The organism is Marinovum algicola, assembly GCF_900109145.1.
GTDB classification, from domain to species: Bacteria; Pseudomonadota; Alphaproteobacteria; order Rhodobacterales; family Rhodobacteraceae; genus Marinovum; species Marinovum algicola.
In genome coordinates this window covers 175,198-190,488 of the sequence record NZ_FNYY01000003.1, presented here as the reverse complement: position 1 = coordinate 190,488, position 15,291 = coordinate 175,198, and the positions used below count along the sequence as shown (strand labels likewise).

Below are 15,291 nucleotides of genomic sequence, written 5' to 3'. Positions count from 1 at the left end.
ATCAAATGATCTCGCGAATATACTCCGGGGCAGGCGCGACCGCCCTGCCCCGGCACAGGCCCGTCAGCCCAGCGCGTAGCCCGCGCCGCGCACGGTGCGCAGCGGATCTCCGCCGCCATGCTGGCAGAGCGCCTTGCGCAGCCGGCCGATGTGGACATCGACGGTGCGGGTGTCGACATAGATGTCGCGGCCCCAGACCCGATCAAGCAGCTGCTCGCGCGTCCAGACCCGGCCGGGTTTCTCCATGAAGGTGGTCAGCAGACGAAACTCGGTCGGCCCCAGCTTCAGCGGCTGTTCGGCGCGGGTCACCCGGTGGGTCTCGCTGTCGAGCACGATGTCCTCGTACTCCAGCCGCTCGCCGACGCTGGCCGGCCGCGTGCGGCGCAATTGCGCGCGCACCCGGGCCATCAGTTCGACCACCGAATAGGGTTTCACCACATAATCGTCGGCGCCGGTTTCCAGCCCCCGCACCCGGTCCACTTCTTCGGCTCGGGCCGAGAGCATGATGACCGGCACCGCGCGGGTTTCGGGCCGGGATTTGAGCCGGCGGCATACTTCGATGCCCGACACATTGGGCAGCATCCAGTCCAGAACGATGATGTCCGGCGATTCCTCTTCGGCCAGCAGCAGCGCCTGTTCGCCATCCTCGGCGCGGCTCACCCGAAAGCCTTCGGCCTCGAGATTGTAGGACAGCACTTCACGCTGGGCCGGCTCGTCCTCGACGACCAGCACCGTGGGTTGTTCGACCGACATGGCTCAGGCTCCCGGCTCCGGCGAAAGCGACTTGTCAAAGGACGTCTTGTCACCTTTCTGCCGTTCGTCGGGCATGGCGCCTTCGACCAGGAACACCACCTGCTCGGCCACCGAGGTCACATGGTCGCCCATCCGCTCGAGGTTCTTGGCGATGAAATGCAGGTGCATGCAGGCGGTGATGTTGCGCGGATCCTCCATCATGAAGGTGAGGAATTCGCGGAAGGTGGCATTGTACATCTGATCGACGTCGCGGTCGCGCAGGATGACGTCGCGGGCCAGTGCCGCGTCGCGCTGGATATAGCTGTCCAGCGCATCCTTGAGCATCACCTCGACCGCGCGGGCCATGCGGCGCAGGGCGGCGGTGGCGCCGTCGATCTGGGTCAGCTGCATCAGGACCGAATTGCGCTTGGCCATGTTCTTGGCCAGATCGCCGATCCGCTCCAGATCGTTCGAGGTCTTCATCACCGAGAGGATCACCCGCAGGTCGACCGCCGTCGGCGCGCGCAGGGCGATCACCCGGGCGGCCTCTTCGTGGATCAGCTCGTCAAGCTCGTCGATCACCTTGTCGCCACGGCGCACCTTGTCGCTGAGCTCTTCGTCGCGGGTCTCGAGCGCTTCGGCGGCGTCGAGGATCGCCTGTTCGACCAGCCCGCCCATCTTCATGATCCGCGCCTGGATGCCTTCGAGATCGCGGTCGAAGGAACTTACGATGTGCTCTTGCATGATATGCTCCTTACCCGATCCGACCGGTGATGTAGCTTTCGGTGCGGGGATCTTCGGGGTTGGTAAAGATTTTCGAGGTATCGCCGAATTCCACCAGGTTGCCGAGGTGGAAAAAGGCGGTCTTCTGGCTGACCCGCGCGGCCTGCTGCATCGAGTGGGTCACGATCACCACCGAATATTGCGAGCGCAGCTCGTCGATCAGTTCTTCGACCTGGGCGGTGGCAATCGGGTCAAGCGCCGAACAGGGTTCGTCCATCAACAGGACTTCCGGTTCCGTCGCCACCGCGCGGGCGATGCAGAGCCGCTGCTGCTGGCCGCCGGAAAGCCCGGTGCCGGGTGCATGCAGCCGGTCCTTGACCTCATCCCAGATGGCGCCGCGGCGGAGCGATTTTTCGACGATCACGTCGAGATCGGCCTTGTTCTTGGCCAGGCCGTGGATGCGCGGGCCATAAGCGATATTGTCGTAGATCGACTTCGGGAAGGGGTTCGGCTTCTGGAACACCATGCCCACCTTGGCGCGCAGCTGCACCGGATCGACCTTCTTGTCGTAGATGTCTTCGCCATCGAGACGGATATCGCCTTCGACGCGGCAGATATCGATGGTGTCGTTCATCCGGTTGAGGCACCGCAGGAAGGTCGACTTGCCGCAGCCTGACGGGCCGATGAAGGCGGTCACGGTATTGGCTTCGATCTGGACGTCGACATTCTTGATGGCGTGGGTGTCGCCGTAATAGACGTCGACATTGTTCGCCGAGAACTTGATCTCGTTGCTCGTCACTGCGGTCTCCGCTTTCGGGGTATCGTACATCGGGGTTCCTTTCGTTACCAGCGGCGCTCGAACCGGCGGCGCAGGACAATGGCCAGAAGGTTCATGAGGACCAGGAAGAGAAGCAGGACGCAGATCGCCGCCGCTGTGCGCGCCTCGAACGCGCGTTCGGGAAAGTCGGACCAGCGGTAGACCTGCACCGGCAGAACGGTCGCGCTGTCGGTGATGCCGGTGGGCACATCGACGATGAAGGCCACCATGCCGATCATGATCAGCGGTGCGGTTTCCCCCAGCGCCTGCGCCATGCCGATGATGGTGCCGGTCAGGATGCCGGGCATCGCCAGCGGCAGAACATGGTGAAAGCTGGCCTGCACGTTGGAGGCACCCACACCCAGGGCCGCTTCGCGGATCGAGGGCGGCACCGCCTGAATGGCGGCGCGGGCGGCGATGATGATCGTCGGCAGGGTCATCAGCGCCAGCACGATCCCGCCGGCCAAGGGCGCCGAGCGTGGCACGCCGAAGACGTTGAGAAAGACCGCCAGACCCAGCAGGCCAAAGACGATCGAGGGCACCGCAGCGAGGTTGTTGATATTCACCTCGAGGAAGTTGGTGAAGCGGTTCTTGGGGGCGAATTCCTCAAGATAGATCGCGCCCAGAACGCCGATCGGAAAGGCCAGCCCGAAGGTCACGGCCATGGTCAGCAGCGAGCCCACCAGCGCACCGCGGATACCCGCCAGTTCCGGCGCCCGGCTGTCGGCCGAGGTAAAGAAGCGCCAGTTGAAGGTTTCCTTGATCTGGCCCCGGTCCTTGAGCGTCTCGATCCAGACGATCTGGTGATCCGTGACCTTGCGCGAGGATTCCGGCTGGCTGGTGGTATAGAACCCCCAGTCGGTGCTGGCCTCGATCGGCAGCGCGGTCCGGGTCATGACCTCGCCACGCGCTCGGGTCAGGCTGACCTCGGTCAGCCGGATCCAGCCGCCGCCGGCCTTGACCAGAAGCGAGATGTTCTCGTCGTCCACCTCTTCGGTGCCGCCTGCTGCACGGGCCCGCGCCTCGATGGCGGCGGCTTCGTCCAGCAGCTCCTGTTCGTTGGCTCGGGCCTTTTCGGCCTTTTCAAGCTGTTCGGTGCGATCCTCTTCGGTTTCGGCCGCTTTGGCGCGTTCGGTATAGACCGCCACGGCATTGGTCTGACGCGCCGCCTTGACGCGCAGATCCTCGGCGTCGGTAAACAGCCGCGCCTTCACCTGCGTCAGCGCGCCCGAGAAATCCTCGGCGGTGCTGGTCAGGATCAGATCGCCATCGTCGCTCTCCTGCACGCTCAGGCTGCCGCTGACCGGCTCCTGGTTCAGCGTGCCGTATTCGTCCTTGAGATAGAGATCGGTCACGTCGGAGGCGAGGAAATCATAGGTGATCGTCTCGCCCAGAAGCCCGGGTTCGGCGGTGATCTTGTCGGCAAGCTCAAAGGGCGCACCGCCGGAGATCAGGTTGCCCAGGGCCCGCCGTTCGGTGCGGCCGCTGGCCTCGGGAAAGGCGTCGCGCATGACCTGTGTGGTCAGACCGTCGAAATCCGCGCGCAGGATCTCGTTGCCGGTGGCGTCTGCGGAAATGCCAAGCGCCTCGGGGTCGAGCGTCACCTCGGCGGTGATGTAATGTTCGGTCATTGCCCGGGAAGCCTGGGCCACGACCGAGCTGAGCAGCGCGACGAGGGCGAAGCCGGCGATGCCGATGGCGGCGATGCCGTAGGCCTTGAGCCGCAGTTCGGCCCAGCGCCGACGTTTCAGGCGCGACGAGCCGGCGGTGATGCTGCCGTGATCGAAGCCGCGACCGCCTTGGGGATTGGTGGAGATATCAGCCATGTCTCAATGCCTTCTCAGTCGTACTTTTCACGGTACTTCGCGACAAGCCGCTGCGCCGCCATGTTCATGATCAGGGTCAGCACGAAGAGCGTGAACCCCAGGGTAAAGGCCGGACCGGCCGCGGTTTCGGCCTCGGTGTCGCCGGTGATCAGTGCCACGATCTGCACCGTCACGGTGGTCACCGCCTCGAGCGGGTTGGCCGTCAGGTTGGCGCCCTGCCCGGCCGCCATCACCACGATCATCGTCTCGCCGATGGCGCGGCTCACCGCCAGCAGAACCGCCGAGACGATCCCCGGCAGCGCCGCCGGCAGAACCACTTGCTGCATGGTTTCCGCCTTGGTCGCGCCGAGGCCGAGCGAGGCGTCGCGCAGCGATTGCGGCACCGAGTTGATGACGTCGTCCGACAGCGACGAGATGAAGGGAATGATCATCACCCCCATCACGATCCCCGCCGCCAAGGCCGATTCCGAGGCGACGCGGATACCGATCGCCTCGCCGCCGTCGCGCAGCAAGGGCGCCAAGGTGATCGCGGCAAAGAAGCCGTAGACCACCGTCGGAATGCCGGCGAGAATTTCCAGCATCGGCTTGGCAAAGGCACGCACCCGCGCCGAGGCGAAATCCGACAGATAGATCGCCGCGAACAATCCCACCGGCACCGCCACGATCATGGCGATCAGGGTGATCAGCAGCGTGCCAGCAAAGAGCGGCAGCGCCCCCACCTTGTCGGCGTCCATCTTGCCCTCGAACACGCCCGAGAGCGGGCTCCAGGTGGTGCCGAAGAGATATTTGTGGATCTGCCAGTCGATGGCGCTGAAAAAGCGCATCGTCTCGAAGATCAGCGACAGCACGATGCCGATGGTGGTCAGGATGGCGATCCCGGCCATCACCAGAAGCACCGCGCGGATCACCTTTTCCGAATGGTTGCGGGCGCGCCATTCCGGCGCCACACGGCCATAGGAATAAAGTCCGGCGAGAAAGGCGCCGCCCAGGCCAAGCACGATCAGCGCCCAGCTGTGGATGGCATCGAGCCGCGCGAACCGCAGGGCCAGCGCCTGGCGCAATTCGCCGCTTTCCGAGGAAATCCGCCCTTCGGCGATGGCGCGGGCGTCGGACAGGATCAGCTGGCGTTCGATGATCGCGGCGTCGGGCGCGGCCTCGGCGATCTGGGACATCAGGCTGGAGGTGACCCACCAGTTGCCGAAGATGACAAGGAAAAGAAGAATGCCCCAGCCGCTGATCAGCACCCAGAGGAAGCTGTGCAGACCGTGGTAGGACGGGCGGGAATGCAGATGCACGTCATCGGTTGCGGCCACCTTGGCGGCGCGGCGGCTGGACAGCAGATAGGCCGCGATTGCCAGCGCGAAAATGGCCAGTGTCAGGGTGAATACCATCAGTCAGGCTCCGGGATACGGCGGGTCGCTCCGGGCCTGACGGGATCGCTCCCTGCCCGGAAAAATGAACCGAGGGCGGTAACCCGCCCCCGGTGTATCGTCAATCGCCAAAAGCGATCAGTAGTTTTCCGCGGTCAGCTCGGGCAGGTTTGCCACGGCGTCCTGGTTCTTGGCCATCAGGTCTTCGTCGACCGGGATCAGGCCGAGATCGATCAGATAGCCGTCGTCGCCATTGGCGTTCACGAACTCGGTGGCATATTCGATGACACCGGGGATGACGCCGACATGCGCGTGCTTGATGTAGAAATACATCGAACGCGACACCGGATAGTCACCGGCGGCGATGGCTTCGAAGGTCGGCTCGACGTCATTGACGACGGCGCCTTTCAGGGCGTCGGCGTTCTGGTCGAGGAAAGAGAAGCCGAAGACGCCCAGGGCGCGATCGTTGGCTTCCAGCTTCGACACGATCAGGTTGTCGTTTTCGCCGGATTCGATGTATTTTCCGTCTTCGCGGATGTGCAGGCCTTCGCCTTCGCAATCGTCGCCACCGGCCTCTTCACAGCCAGCCGCCATCGCCAGCTCTTCAAAGGCGTCGCGAGTGCCGGAGGTCGGCGGGGGGCCGAGAACCTCGATTTCGACGGCGGGCAGCGCCGGGTCGATCTCGTCCCAGGTGGTGGGCATCGGGCCATTGGCCGCCAGCGCTTCCCAGACCTGACCGAGGGTCAGTTCAAAATCGGGGCCGGATTTCGCGTTGGCGATGACGATGCCGTCGTAACCGGCGACAACCTCGGTCAGGCTCACACCGTTCTCGATGCAGGTCTCGACTTCGGACTGCTTGATGCGACGCGACGCGTTGGTGATGTCAGGATGCTCTTCGCCGACGCCTGCGCAGAAGAGCTTCACGCCACCGCCCGAGCCGGTGGATTCAACGACCGGCGTGGCGAAATCGGTGGATTTGCCGAATTGCTCTGCCACGGCGGTGGAGAACGGAAACACGGTCGACGAGCCGACGATGCGGATCTGGTCGCGCGCGGAAGCGGCAGTTGCGGAAACGGCAGCGATCGCCAGGGTAGAGGCGGTCAGTTTCACAAAGTTCATGGAAGAGCTCCTGTTGTCTCGTATCGGGACGCCGGGGTTACAGCGTCGTGGCGTCCGCTGCGGGCACTGCTAGAGGCCGTCGGCAATGCTTTTGTGACACTTACGTAACGGTTTTATGACAGTGCAGAAGACAGTGCAGTATCCCGGCCACATTCGCGGAGCTCTCCCGAAGATAAGAAAATATCTATCTGATATTGCTTAATAAAAAATCTGCATGTGTCTGGTGACTATCTGGTTTGCAGAGCACCATCAGCCAGGGCGCGGCGCTGCACCCACGGGGCCAAAACCGGCTTGTCCGCCGATTGTGACACCCGGAGATTCGCCAGGCTGTTACGTCACGCAGGGTCAGGCGGGCAGAAGCACCCGGAAGGCCGCGCCCTGCCCCGGCTCGGATTCGATCTGGATGCGGCCGCGATGCCGGCCGATGATGTGTTTGACGATCGCCAGCCCCAACCCGGTGCCGCCCATCTGGCGCGACCGGTGGCTGTCGACGCGATAGAACCGCTCGGTCAGCCGCGGAATATGCACCGGGTCAAAGCCCGGCCCGAAATCGCGCACCACGAGTTCCACCGCATCGCAGCGCATGCGCGGATGATAGGCCGGCGGCGTCAGGCGCACATCGATCCGCTTGCCCTCGGCGCCATATTTGATCGCGTTCTCGATCAGGTTGGTCAGCACCTGCCGCAGCTGATCGGCGTCGCCCGGCACCGACACCGGCGGCTCGGGCACATCCGCCCGGATCTCGAGCCCGGCATCCCCGGCGATCCCGCTCAGACTCTTGACCACCGAAGTCAGCAGCACCGCCAGGTCGATCCGGCTGGTAGGCCGCATCCGCTCGGTCGCCTCGACCCGGTTGAGCGACAGCAGATCGCCCACCAGCCGGTTCATCCGTTCGGCCTCGGCCTCCATGATGCCGAGAAACCGGTCGCGGGCGGCGGCATCCTCGCGCGCCGGGCCATGCAGAATGGTCTCGATAAAGCCCAGGAGCGCGGTCAGCGGGGTTTTCAGCTCATGGCTGACATTGGCCACGAAATCGCGCCGCATCTGGCTGGCCGCCTCCACGTCGGTGACGTCCTCGAAGCTGAGCAGAACACCATGCCGGTCGCCGCGGTGTATCGCGGCGCAGCGGATCGCATAGGTCACGTCCTGCCCGTCTTCGCGGGTCAGGAAACTGGTCTGGCGCGGCGCGTGGTCGCGCAGCGTTGCCTCGACCGTATCCAGCAGCGACGGCTGGCGCAGCGCGGTGATGAAATGCCGGCCCACCGCATTGTTGCCGACCAACCGCAGGGCCGGCCCATTGACGTGATGGATGCGCTCGTCGTCGCCAATCACAACCATCGGCTGCGGCAAGGCATCGACCACCGATTGCAGGAGTTCGCGCGCATCCGTCATCGTCAGATCGCCCGCGCCGCTGCCACCGCGCGGGTGAATTCCGCAATCAGCGCCCCCGGTTCCTCGAGCCCGACCGAGACCCGGAAGAAGCCTTCGGTGATGCCCAATGCCGCACGGGCCTCTTCGCTCAGGCCGCGATGCGAGGACGAGGCCGGATGCGACAATGTCGTGCCGACATCGCCCAGAGTCGGCGCAAAGGCCACGCCCCTTGCGGCCTCGGTCAGCGCATTCGCCTGCGCCCGTCCGCCCGCGATCTCGAACGAGACCATGTTGCAGCCGCCGGTCAGCAATGTCCCGGCCAGCGCGCGATCGGGGTGATCGGCGCGCGTCGGATAGAGCACCCGCCGCACGCCCTCCATGCCGGCCAGCGCCTCGGCCAGCGCCGCCGCCGTGGCCTGCGCCCTTTCGAAGCGGAGATCGAAGGTCATCATCCCGCGTTCGGCCAGCCAGCAGTCGAATGGGCTCGGCGTCATGCCGGTGGTCACCGCGAAATCATACATCGCCTTTTGCAGCGCGGCATCGCGTGCCGCGACCCAGCCCAGGGTCACGTCGGAATGCCCGGCCAGAAGCTTGGTCACCGAATGCAGCACCACATCCGCGCCCAGCTCGAACGGCCGGATGCCGCTCGGGGTGGTAAAGGTGTTGTCGACCACCAGCAGCACGCCCGCCTCTTTCGCCACCGCGGCAATGCCCCGGACATCGGCGACCCGCAAGGTCGGGTTCGACACCACCTCGAGCAGGATCAGCCGCGTTTCCGGCCGCAGCGCCTTGCGAAAGGCCTCCGGGTCGGTCGGATCGGCGAGGCTGGTGGCGATGCCCAGCCGCGGCAGATCCTCCCGCATCATGCGCAGCGAGCGACCGTAAAGCTGATCGCCGCCAATCACATGGTCGCCACTCTTGCACAGCCCCAGCAGCACCGCCGTCACCGCCGCCATGCCCGAGCCCAGCATCAGCCCGTCGTCAACACCCTCCATCGCCGCAATCCGCCGCGCCAGAAGATCGGCGTTGGGATGCCCCTCACGCGCGTAAGTATAGCCCTGCGCCCGCCCCTCATATTGCGAATCCAGCGTATCAGGCGTGTCCGAAGCATAGACCACGGAAGGTGAAAGAGGTGTTACCACCGGCCGGCTGATGCCTTCGGACAGGATCTCGGGGCGGATCAAAGTGCCCTTGTCATTGCGCATCTAAAGCGCCTCCAGCCCGGCGCGGAACCGGCGCATGTTGTCCTGATAATGCCGCGCCGATTTCCGCAGGCCTTCGATCGCCGCATCGTCAAGCTGGCGCACCACCTTGCCCGGCGTGCCCATCACCAGGCTGCCGTCGGGGATCTCCTTGCCTTCGGTGATCAGCGCGCCGGCCCCGATCAGACAGTTGCGCCCGATCCGGGCGCCGTTGAGCACCGTGGCCCCCATGCCGATCAGGGAGTTTTCGCCGATCACACAGCCATGCAGCATCGCCTTGTGGCCGATGGTGCAGCCTGATCCGATACGCAAGGGAAAGCCCGGATCCGTATGACATACAACGTTTTCCTGCACATTGCTGCCGGCGCCGACGCGGATTTCCTCGTTGTCGCCGCGCAGGGTGCAGCCAAACCAGACAGAACCGCCCGTCTCGACCACGATCCGGCCGATCAGATTGGCATCGGGGGCGATCCAGGTGTCTTCGGCGATCTCCGGGCGAAGGCCGTCAAGGGCATAAAGCGTCATGGCAAATCCTCGAATTCCGATTGCAGTTTGCGCACGTGATCTGTCAGATCGGGCTGTTGCAGCCGGCGCAGGCGAGTGGCGGTCACGATGGTCTTGAGCTTGGCTTCGGTGTGATCCAGATCGTCATTTACCAGAACGAAATCGTAACTGCCCCAATGGCTTATCTCGTCCCAGCTTTTCTGCATCCGCTTCGAGATCACCTCTTCGCTGTCCTGGGCGCGGGTCTCGAGCCGGCGGCGCAGCTCGGTGATCGAGGGCGGCAGCAGAAAGACCGAAAGCGTGTGGCGGCCGAGATCGGAATTCTCGATCAGCTGCGCGCCCTGCCAGTCGATGTCGAACAGCACATCCTTGCCGGCGTTGATCGCCTCTTCCACCGCCGCCTTGGGCGAGCCGTAGAAATTGCCGAAGACATGGGCATGTTCGAGCATCCCGCCCTCGGCCACTGTTTTCTTGAACTCCGGCTCCGAAACAAAGTGATAATCGACGCCATTCACCTCGCCCGGGCGCGGTTTTCGGGTCGTGGCCGACACCGAGAAGACAATCGAATTGTCCCAGGCCCGCAGCCGTTTGGCGAGCGTCGATTTGCCCGCGCCCGACGGCGAGGACAGGATGATCAAGAGCCCGCGTCGCTTGCTGTCCGCCATGTTTCTCACTCCACGTTCTGAACCTGCTCACGCATCTGGTCGATCACCGCCTTGAGGTCGAGCCCCACGGAGGTGAGCGCGCTGTCGCCGGATTTCGAGCAGAGCGTATTGGCCTCGCGGTTGAACTCCTGCATCAGGAAATCGAGCTTGCGCCCGACGCTCGATTGCGCGGCCACAAGTTCACGTGCTGCCTTTACATGGGCGTGCAAGCGATTGATTTCTTCTGTTATATCCGATTTTACAGCCAGAAGCGCAAGCTCTTGCGCAATCCGGTCTTCGTCGACCTCGGCGGCGCCGTCCAGCACTGCGGCCAGCGCCAGCCTGAGCGTTTCGCGGGCCTTGGGCCGACGCGCCTCGGCTGCGGCCTGGGCGGCGATGACCAGCGTTTCGATCTCGTCGAGATGGGCGGCAAGAACGCTCCGAAGCGTCGCGCCCTCACCTGACCTCATGTCGCAGAAAGAAGCCAGAACCGATTGAAAATCCTCGACAAGCGTGGATCGGAGCTGCGCGGTATCGGTGGCCTCCTCGTCCTGTTCCATCATGCCGCGCAGAGCGATGATCTCGGCGGCGGTCGACGGCGCGAGCGATACGTGGCGGGTGATTGCCTGTTGTTCGATCTCGGCCAGCGCGGTGAGCACCTGGTCCAGCTGTTGGCTGTTGAGCCGTTGGGCGCCGGCGGTGTCCTCGCGCGAGAGGCGCAGATTGACCGTCACATTGCCCCGTTTCAACGCGCCGGAGACCTGCTTGCGCAACTCGGCTTCCAACCCATCGATCCAGTCAGGCACGCGAATGCGCAGGTCGAGCCCCTTGGCGTTGACGCTCCGGATTTCCCAGGTCCAGCTGAAGTCGCCTTTGGCGCCTTGCCCGGCGGCGAAACCCGTCATCGATTGCAGCATCACATTCCCCCGTCCCGGACGCACAATATCTTGCAACGCAAGGGCCCTTATCCGCATGATTTATCAACCGGAATAGGCAATCCCCGCGGTCCGGGCAAGCCGAAATGCCATGCGGAGCGCGACCGGCCAACGGGCTCCGGGTTAACCAACCGGGCCGAAAATCCCCACAATTCTAGATAACCGTGACATATTAGGAATTGGGTAACCATTGTCGCGCAGAGTGAGAGGCGTAACCTTTCGGGCGACAATGAAAGGGCGGCGATTGAGGGAGAAACCATGTCTTCAGGTGACAGAAAGCCCGGGGTCACCCTCGGGGCATTCCGGGATCTTGGCGGCCCGGCGGACATTCTGCCGTTGGCCGACAAACTGCGCGCCAAGTGGTGCCGGCCCCTGCAACAGGTCGAGGCCTATTGGGAGGCGATGCGCGGTGGGCGCACCGTGCCGCCGCGATCAGAGATCGATCCGCGCGGCATCGAGACCGCGTTGGAGTTTGCCTTTATCGCCGAACAGGTGGCGCCGACCCATGCCCGGCTTCGGATCGGCGGCACCCATCTGTGTGATCTGATGGGCATGGAGGTGCGCGGCATGCCGCTTTCGGCGATGATCGTCCCGGTCTCGCGCGCACGTCTGGCCCCCGCGCTGGAAGAGGTCTTTGCCACGCCCGCGCGGGCCGAGCTTTCGCTCATCGCGGAAAAACGGCTGGGCAAGCCCGCGCTGAGCGGGCGGCTGCTGCTCTTGCCGCTGGCCGATGATTTCGGCGATGTGAACCGGGCTCTCGGGTGTTTTGTCACCGATGGCCCGATCGGCCGCGCTCCGCGCCGCTTCGAGATCGTGCAGGCGGATATCTCGGCGCTCGCCGACCGCCCGCGCCAGCCAACCCAGCCTCAGCCCGTGGCGGGCTTTGGTGATCCTCGGGCCGGGTTCCGGCCGCACAAGGTGCCGCATCTGCGGGTGGTCAAAAGCGACCGCTGACGGCGCTTGGCGGGCCGCAACAGCGTGCCCCCAAAAAATACGCCCCCGCGAAGTTGCGCGAGGGCGTTGATGTGTCACCGGCGATGTCGGACGATCAGCCCGCCAGGCTCGAGGCGTTTGCATCGCGCCGCGCCACCAGTTCCTCGGCCACGAGGAAGGCCAGTTCGAGCGACTGCGAGGCGTTCAGCCGCGGGTCGCAGGCGGTGTGGTAGCGGTCAGATAGATCCTCTTCTGTCACCGCCCGCACGCCGCCGGTGCATTCGGTCACGTCCTGGCCGGTCATCTCGAAATGCACGCCGCCGGGGATCGTGCCCTCGGCCTTGTGCACCGCAAAGAATTCCTTGACCTCGCGCAGCACGCTGTCGAACGGCCGGGTCTTGTAGCCGGTGGCCGATTTGATCGTGTTGCCGTGCATCGGATCGCAGGACCAGACCACATTGGCGCCCTCTTCCTGCACCGCCTTGATCAGCCGCGGCAGGTGCTCGCCCACCGAACCGGCGCCGAAACGCGCGATCAGCGTCAGCTTGCCGGCCTCGTTCTCCGGGTTCAGCTTGGACATCAGCACCTTGAGATCCTCGGCCGTTGTGGTCGGGCCGCATTTCAACCCGATCGGGTTCTGCACGCCGCTGGCAAATTCCACATGCGCACCATCAGGCTGGCGCGTGCGGTCGCCGATCCAGAGCATGTGGCCGGAGCCTGCGAGCCATTTGCCCGACGTGCTGTCCTTGCGGGTCAGCGCCTCTTCGTACTCCAGCAGAAGGCTTTCGTGGCTGGTGTAGAAATCCACCGTCTGAAGCGCATGGTTGTTGTCGCTGGTGACGCCGGCGGCAATCATGAAGTCGAGCGCATCGGTGATCCGCCCGGCCATGGCGCGGTATTTCTCGCTCTCCTCGCGGTCGGTAAAGCCCAGCGTCCACTGGTGGACCTGATGCACATCGGCATAGCCGCCGGTCGAAAAGGCGCGCAGCAGGTTCAGCGTTGCCGCCGCCTGGGTGTAGGCCTGAAGCATCTTCGACGGATCGGGGATGCGGCTTTCGGGGGTGAACTCAAGCTCGTTGATGATGTCGCCACGGTAGCTGGGCAGCTCCTGACCATCCTTGACCTCGGTCGGCGCCGAGCGCGGTTTGGCGAACTGGCCGGCCATGCGGCCGACCTTGACCACCGGCACCTTGGCGCCAAAGGTCAGCACCATCGCCATCTGCAACATCACCTTGAACGTGTCGCGGATGCCGTCGGCCGAAAACTGCTGAAAGCTCTCGGCGCAATCGCCGCCCTGCAACAAAAAGGCCTCGCCGCGCGAGGCATCGGCCAGCCGGGCCTTCAGCGTGCGGGCCTCGCCGGCAAAGACGAGCGGCGGATATTTGGCCAGTTGCGCCTCGACGGCATGCAGGGCCTCCGCGTCGGTATACTCCGGCATCTGAATCCGGGGCTTGTTGCGCCAGTCAGATTTTTGCCACTCGCTCATCTCTCATCTCCGGTGGTTAGCGATATCGGAACGGCCCGCTTATACAAACTCGGGCCCAGAGTGACCATATGCGATTTGCGGCGGGGCTTGACCTTGCCGGGGGCTTGGGTCCAACTGGCGCCATCTGTCCTTTTGCGACACAGGGAAAGTCGAAAAGAGACCTCCACTTCAAGGGTCCGCTGCTTATGAATTCCAAGACCGAAGACGTTCAGGTGACCGCACCGGCCAAACCGCGCCGGTTTGTCTTTGTCCTGCTCGAGAACTTCTCGCTGCTGCCTTTCTCGGCGGCCCTCGAATGCCTGCGGCTGGCCAACCGCATGTCGGGCAAGGCGCTGTATTCGTGGCGCATTCTCGGCGAAGGCGGCGAAAGCCAGACCTGCTCGGCCGGCACTTCTTTCCAGCTTCAGGGCGATCTCGAGGATATGCAGCGCGACGACGTAATCCTGGTCTGCGGCGGCATCGAGATCCAGCATGCCACTACCAAGCGCTTGCTCAACTGGCTGCGCCGCGAGGCGCGCAAGGGGCCGGTGATCGGCGGGCTCTGCACCGGCAGCTATGTTCTGGCGCGCGCCGGGCTTCTGGACGGGCGGCGCGCGACGATCCACTGGGAAAACTACGACAGCTTCTCCGAGGAATTCGAGGATGTCGGCCTGTCGAAGATGATCTTTGCCATCGACGGCCCGCGCATCACCACCGCCGGCGGCACCTCGTCGCTCGACATGATGCTCAAGGTGCTGGCCGACGATCACGGGCCCGAGCTGGCGAATGCGGTGGCGGACCAGATGATCTATTCCTCGATCCGCACCGATCAGGACAGCCAGCGGCTTTCGGTGCCCACCCGCATCGGCGTGCGCCATCCCAAGCTGAGCATGGTGATCCAGAAGATGGAGGCCAATATCGAAGAGCCGATCAGCCCGTCGATCCTGGCCAAGGATGTGGGCATGTCGACCCGTCAGCTCGAGCGGCTGTTCCGGCGCTATCTCAACCGGAGCCCCAAGCGCTATTACATGGAGCTGCGGCTGGAAAAGGCGCGCAACCTGCTGATGCAGACCGACATGAGCGTGATCAACGTGGCGCTGGCCTGCGGATTTGCCTCGCCGTCGCATTTCTCGAAATGCTACCGCGCGCATTACGACACCACGCCTTATCGCGAGCGCGGCACCCATGGCTCGCGCCAGGGATCCTAGAACTTGGCGTTCAGCTCGTCGAATTCGCTGTTGAAGTTGAATACCAGCGCGACGATGCCGTCGTCGCGGTCATGCAGCACGATATAGATGTAGATGTATTGCGTGCCTTCCCAATAGGCGATGAGCTCTTGCCGGAAGCCGTGATCCATGTCCTGCCGACGGATCAAGGCGACATTTTCGAAATCGCGCGGATAGATCTCACGCACGCGCCGTTCCAGCGCCTCCAGCTCGGCCGGATCGGTCTGATCCCCAAAAACCGGCATGACCTCAGCGAAATCGCGGTTCTTGACCAGCGTGTCGAGACGGGCGCGCATCGCGAGGTAATTGTCAAAAAAGGCCTGCGCGTTCTGGGCCGGCGCCGCGATCGGCAGCAGCAGCGCGAGGCAGAGGGCAAGGCGGGGCAAGAGGGTCATGGAAAAACTCCCGGGTGATACCGGGAGTT

The 15,291-nt window shown here is 64.2% G+C and carries 14 protein-coding genes and 2 pseudogenes; 2 read left to right on the top strand and 14 right to left on the bottom strand.

Annotated elements, in window-relative coordinates; translation table 11 throughout:
- Positions 1 to 63: 63 nt before the first annotated feature.
- The 12 genes and pseudogenes from phoB to BMW90_RS06375 all read right to left on the bottom strand — a co-directional run bounded on the left by phoB (position 64) and on the right by BMW90_RS06375 (position 11,225).
- Positions 64 to 753, bottom strand: coding sequence for a phosphate regulon transcriptional regulator PhoB (phoB, locus tag BMW90_RS06425; RefSeq protein ID WP_048531753.1), 690 nt, complete (start codon positions 751 to 753; stop codon positions 64 to 66).
- 3 nt (positions 754 to 756) lie between these two features.
- Positions 757 to 1,476 carry a phosphate signaling complex protein PhoU gene (gene phoU / locus BMW90_RS06420; RefSeq protein WP_170850514.1) on the bottom strand — a complete coding sequence of 240 codons (720 nt, stop codon included), beginning with the start codon at positions 1,474 to 1,476 and terminating at the stop codon, positions 757 to 759.
- A gap of 10 nt (positions 1,477 to 1,486) precedes the next feature.
- Complete coding sequence (gene pstB / locus BMW90_RS06415) at positions 1,487 to 2,284, bottom strand: phosphate ABC transporter ATP-binding protein PstB (RefSeq protein ID WP_048531750.1); 798 nt, start codon at positions 2,282 to 2,284, stop codon at positions 1,487 to 1,489.
- A 14-nt stretch (positions 2,285 to 2,298) separates the two neighbouring features.
- Positions 2,299 to 3,000 (bottom strand): annotated as a pseudogene (pstA, locus tag BMW90_RS27355) (phosphate ABC transporter permease PstA); the annotation flags it as partial.
- Between the two features lie 609 nt (positions 3,001 to 3,609).
- Positions 3,610 to 4,098 (bottom strand): annotated as a pseudogene (locus BMW90_RS27350) (DUF3333 domain-containing protein); the annotation flags it as partial.
- Positions 4,099 to 4,112: 14 nt separating this feature from the next.
- Positions 4,113 to 5,489 carry a phosphate ABC transporter permease subunit PstC gene (gene pstC / locus BMW90_RS06405; RefSeq protein ID WP_048531748.1) on the bottom strand — a complete coding sequence of 459 codons (1,377 nt, stop codon included), beginning with the start codon at positions 5,487 to 5,489 and terminating at the stop codon, positions 4,113 to 4,115.
- Between the two features lie 117 nt (positions 5,490 to 5,606).
- Positions 5,607 to 6,587 carry a substrate-binding domain-containing protein gene (locus BMW90_RS06400; RefSeq protein WP_048531747.1) on the bottom strand — a complete coding sequence of 327 codons (981 nt, stop codon included), beginning with the start codon at positions 6,585 to 6,587 and terminating at the stop codon, positions 5,607 to 5,609.
- A 345-nt stretch (positions 6,588 to 6,932) separates the two neighbouring features.
- A complete protein-coding gene (locus tag BMW90_RS06395; protein WP_048531746.1) occupies positions 6,933 to 7,979 on the bottom strand; it encodes a sensor histidine kinase in 1,047 nt (348 codons plus the stop codon).
- A 2-nt stretch (positions 7,980 to 7,981) separates the two neighbouring features.
- Positions 7,982 to 9,163, bottom strand: coding sequence for a trans-sulfuration enzyme family protein (locus BMW90_RS06390; protein ID WP_074835643.1), 1,182 nt, complete (start codon positions 9,161 to 9,163; stop codon positions 7,982 to 7,984).
- Positions 9,164 to 9,685, bottom strand: coding sequence for a gamma carbonic anhydrase family protein (locus BMW90_RS06385; protein ID WP_074835642.1), 522 nt, complete (start codon positions 9,683 to 9,685; stop codon positions 9,164 to 9,166). It lies immediately after the preceding gene.
- Complete coding sequence (gmk, locus tag BMW90_RS06380) at positions 9,682 to 10,329, bottom strand: guanylate kinase (protein WP_074835640.1); 648 nt, start codon at positions 10,327 to 10,329, stop codon at positions 9,682 to 9,684. Before gmk ends, BMW90_RS06385 begins: the two co-directional genes overlap by 4 nt.
- A 5-nt stretch (positions 10,330 to 10,334) precedes the next feature.
- Positions 10,335 to 11,225 carry a YicC/YloC family endoribonuclease gene (locus BMW90_RS06375; RefSeq protein ID WP_244526439.1) on the bottom strand — a complete coding sequence of 297 codons (891 nt, stop codon included), beginning with the start codon at positions 11,223 to 11,225 and terminating at the stop codon, positions 10,335 to 10,337.
- 276 nt (positions 11,226 to 11,501) lie between these two features.
- Between BMW90_RS06375 and BMW90_RS06370 the strand changes: the two genes are divergently transcribed.
- Complete coding sequence (locus BMW90_RS06370) at positions 11,502 to 12,197, top strand: PAS domain-containing protein (RefSeq protein ID WP_074835637.1); 696 nt, start codon at positions 11,502 to 11,504, stop codon at positions 12,195 to 12,197.
- Between the two features lie 94 nt (positions 12,198 to 12,291).
- On the opposite strand, the gene BMW90_RS06365 is transcribed toward BMW90_RS06370, so the two are convergent.
- Complete coding sequence (locus BMW90_RS06365; protein ID WP_074835636.1) at positions 12,292 to 13,662, bottom strand: class II 3-deoxy-7-phosphoheptulonate synthase; 1,371 nt, start codon at positions 13,660 to 13,662, stop codon at positions 12,292 to 12,294.
- 185 nt (positions 13,663 to 13,847) lie between these two features.
- On the opposite strand from BMW90_RS06365, the gene BMW90_RS06360 reads away from it, so the two are divergent.
- Positions 13,848 to 14,849 (top strand): GlxA family transcriptional regulator, encoded by a 1,002-nt coding sequence (locus BMW90_RS06360; protein ID WP_074835634.1) that lies wholly within the window; start codon positions 13,848 to 13,850, stop codon positions 14,847 to 14,849.
- Here BMW90_RS06360 and BMW90_RS06355 read toward each other — a convergent pair.
- Positions 14,846 to 15,262, bottom strand: coding sequence for a hypothetical protein (locus tag BMW90_RS06355; RefSeq protein WP_048531736.1), 417 nt, complete (start codon positions 15,260 to 15,262; stop codon positions 14,846 to 14,848). The genes BMW90_RS06360 and BMW90_RS06355 overlap by 4 nt on opposite strands.
- Positions 15,263 to 15,291 lie beyond the last annotated feature (29 nt).

Bases quoted from the DNA above. Each gene is read 5' to 3' on its own strand.
- phoB (WP_048531753.1), bottom strand. From the start codon at position 753: ATGTCGGTCGAACAACCCACGGTGCTGGTCGTCGAGGACGAGCCGGCC.
- phoU (WP_170850514.1), bottom strand. From the start codon at position 1,476: ATGCAAGAGCACATCGTAAGTTCCTTCGACCGCGATCTCGAAGGCATC.
- pstB (WP_048531750.1), bottom strand. From the start codon at position 2,284: ATGTACGATACCCCGAAAGCGGAGACCGCAGTGACGAGCAACGAGATC.
- pstC (WP_048531748.1), bottom strand. From the start codon at position 5,489: ATGGTATTCACCCTGACACTGGCCATTTTCGCGCTGGCAATCGCGGCC.
- BMW90_RS06400 (WP_048531747.1), bottom strand. From the start codon at position 6,587: ATGAACTTTGTGAAACTGACCGCCTCTACCCTGGCGATCGCTGCCGTT.
- BMW90_RS06395 (WP_048531746.1), bottom strand. From the start codon at position 7,979: ATGACGGATGCGCGCGAACTCCTGCAATCGGTGGTCGATGCCTTGCCG.
- BMW90_RS06390 (WP_074835643.1), bottom strand. From the start codon at position 9,163: ATGCGCAATGACAAGGGCACTTTGATCCGCCCCGAGATCCTGTCCGAA.
- BMW90_RS06385 (WP_074835642.1), bottom strand. From the start codon at position 9,685: ATGACGCTTTATGCCCTTGACGGCCTTCGCCCGGAGATCGCCGAAGAC.
- gmk (WP_074835640.1), bottom strand. From the start codon at position 10,329: ATGGCGGACAGCAAGCGACGCGGGCTCTTGATCATCCTGTCCTCGCCG.
- BMW90_RS06375 (WP_244526439.1), bottom strand. From the start codon at position 11,225: ATGCTGCAATCGATGACGGGTTTCGCCGCCGGGCAAGGCGCCAAAGGC.
- BMW90_RS06370 (WP_074835637.1), top strand. From the start codon at position 11,502: ATGTCTTCAGGTGACAGAAAGCCCGGGGTCACCCTCGGGGCATTCCGG.
- BMW90_RS06365 (WP_074835636.1), bottom strand. From the start codon at position 13,662: ATGAGCGAGTGGCAAAAATCTGACTGGCGCAACAAGCCCCGGATTCAG.
- BMW90_RS06360 (WP_074835634.1), top strand. From the start codon at position 13,848: ATGAATTCCAAGACCGAAGACGTTCAGGTGACCGCACCGGCCAAACCG.
- BMW90_RS06355 (WP_048531736.1), bottom strand. From the start codon at position 15,262: ATGACCCTCTTGCCCCGCCTTGCCCTCTGCCTCGCGCTGCTGCTGCCG.